The sequence below is a fragment of the endosymbiont of Lamellibrachia barhami genome (genome assembly GCF_011947365.2).
Classification (GTDB): domain Bacteria; phylum Pseudomonadota; class Gammaproteobacteria; order Chromatiales; family Chromatiaceae; genus QGON01.
In genome coordinates this window covers 522807-525245 of sequence record NZ_JAAVSH020000001.1, presented here as the reverse complement: position 1 = coordinate 525245, position 2439 = coordinate 522807, and the positions used below count along the sequence as shown (strand labels likewise).

The 2439-nt window shown below is 50.5% G+C and carries 2 protein-coding genes; both read left to right on the top strand.

Going from position 1 to position 2439, the window contains the following annotated elements:
* Window positions 1–41 precede the first annotated feature (41 nt).
* Complete coding sequence (locus G9Q73_RS02220; RefSeq protein WP_177418299.1) at window positions 42–1844, top strand: aminotransferase class I/II-fold pyridoxal phosphate-dependent enzyme; 1803 nt, start codon at window positions 42–44, stop codon at window positions 1842–1844.
* Window positions 1845–1868: 24 nt separating this feature from the next.
* Window positions 1869–2186, top strand: coding sequence for a CDP-alcohol phosphatidyltransferase family protein (locus G9Q73_RS02215; protein WP_177418298.1), 318 nt, complete (start codon window positions 1869–1871; stop codon window positions 2184–2186).
* Window positions 2187–2439: the final 253 nt, after the last annotated feature.

The window sequence follows — 2439 nt, the reverse complement described above, 5'->3', positions numbered from 1 at the left end:
TTTTACCGCCCGAATTACAATCCGGGTAAAAGGTGAAGTAGATGCAAGCAATTATTCTGGCTGCCGGAATGGGCAAGAGACTGGGCAAGGTCACTGCAGACAATACAAAATGCATGGTCAAGATTCACGACCAGACCCTCATCGAACGGACGCTGGACACCTTGGCCAGGACCGAGGTGAGCCGGGTCATACTGGTGGTCGGCTACAAGTCGAAAAACGTCAAAAAGCTGCTGGGTTACACATACAAAGGGATGCAGATCATTTATGTGAAAAACAAGGTTTACGATAAGACCAACAATATCTACTCCCTCTTTCTGGCAAAGAAATATCTGTTGGAGGATGACACGATATTGCTCGAAAGCGACCTGATCTTCGAAGAAAATATCATCTTTGACCTGATTGAGAATCCCAACCCCAATCTGGCCATCGTCGCCAAATACGACGCCTGGATGGATGGGACTGTCGTTACCCTGGACGATGATGACAATATTATTCAGTTCATTCCTAAGAAAGATTTCGACTATAGTCAAGTTGACGATTATTACAAGACCGTCAACATCTACAAGCTGTCCCGCAGCTTTTCCATCAACAGCTATGTGCCTTTCCTGAAGGCCTATCAACAGGCGTTGGGTAAAAATGAGTATTACGAGCAGGTACTGCGGGTGGTTACCCTACTCGAAACCCAGGACCTGAAGGTCCACCGCCTCTCCACCGAGAAGTGGTATGAGATCGACGACCAGAAGGATCTGGACAATGCGAGCACCCTGTTCGCTCCCGAGGGAAAAAAACTCGGGCTCTACCAGAAACGCTTTGGTGGCTATTGGCGTTTCCCGTTCCTCAAGGATTTCTGCTATCTGGTGAATCCCTATTTCCCGCCCCGCAGGATGTTGGATGAAATGAGGTATCACTACCGCAGCCTGCTGACGGAATACCCATCCGGATTGAGCATCCAGAACCTGATGGCATCGGAGATGTTTGCCTGCGACGCCGACGAGATCATCGTCGGCAATGGCGCAACTGAATTGATCAACGCGCTGTTCGATTACGTCACCGGCAAGGTGGGCGTCATCTTCCCCACTTTCAATGAGTATCCTGAACGCATCGGTGATGCCAATGTGGTGCAATTTATCCCGGAGAATGCGGATTACAGTTACAGTTTGGAGGATCTCAAGCAGTTCTCAAAACAGGTCAAGACTCTGTTGCTGATCAACCCGGACAATCCGAGCGGCCACTATCTCTCCACCGATGATGTTCACCTGCTGGCGAGCTACTTGAAGAAAAAGAACAAGCGTCTGATCCTCGATGAGTCGTTTGTCGATTTCACCACCGACGGCATCCATAACACCCTGATCTCATCCGATGTACTGCAACGGTATCCCAACCTGATTATCATCAAGAGCATCAGCAAGAGCTACGGCGTACCGGGTTTGCGGCTCGGGGTGATCGCCACCAGCGATGCCGCCCTGATCGCCTCGGTCAGGGAGAGGATCTCCATCTGGAATATCAACTCATTTGGTGAGTTTTTTCTGCAGATCTTCGGCAAATACCGATCAGACTATCATCTTGCCTGTGACCAGATTGCAGAGGAACGGGATCGCTTCTTCCTGCAACTGAAGGAGATAAAATTCCTCCGGGTGATCCCGTCCCAGTCCAACTATTTTCTCTGCGAACTGGCGCACAAGTACTCCGCCACCGAGTTGACCACCTTGCTGCTGGAGGGGTACGAAATATTGATCAAGGATTGCACCGGCAAGGTCGGTTTCGAAGATCGGGATTACGTCCGTATTGCCGTCAGGGACAGAGCAGACAATGACTTTCTGATAGAGAAGTTGCAGGCACTATAGCCCCCCTTGACGAATGGATAGGCCATGACAAAAAATACCCGCCCTTTATTGACCCCGAACCAGATAACAGTGTTACGTTTTTTGCTGATTTTTCCGCTGTTGATCGGCTGGTTTATGACTCAGGACGAATCCATCAGAACCTGGATCGCCATGGCCTTTGCCCTCGTGTTCGTCGGCGACTGTTGGGATGGGATTATTGCCAAACGCTATGACATGCGCTCGGTGTTCGGGGCCTACTTTGACCCTATCGTGGACCATATCTCCTATTTCGCCCTCTTGATCATGCTGATCGTGGATGCCGACATTTCTTTATGGTTCCTCTTCGTGCTGCTGGACCCGTGATTCGGTTATGGTATTCATCAAACAGTTTGCCGGGGCCAGCAATGTATAGCCAGCGCATCGTGGATCTTCGCCAAGGTAAAACTGACTTGATTTCCGTTCCCCTGGCGGTGTCCACCTGATCGCAAAGCTGTACCTGGAGGCCTGGCAGATGGTCAGTCCTGCTGGCGTCGCTGCCTACCTGCTTCACCCTGCCGGTAAACTGACCCGTCCATAGGAACACACCGACAGGCAATATGTATGAACGAAGTATCAA

Coding starts and splice junctions, on each gene's coding strand:
- G9Q73_RS02220 (WP_177418299.1), top strand. CDS start 42: ATGCAAGCAATTATTCTGGCTGCCGGAATGGGCAAGAGACTGGGCAAG.
- G9Q73_RS02215 (WP_177418298.1), top strand. CDS start 1,869: ATGACAAAAAATACCCGCCCTTTATTGACCCCGAACCAGATAACAGTG.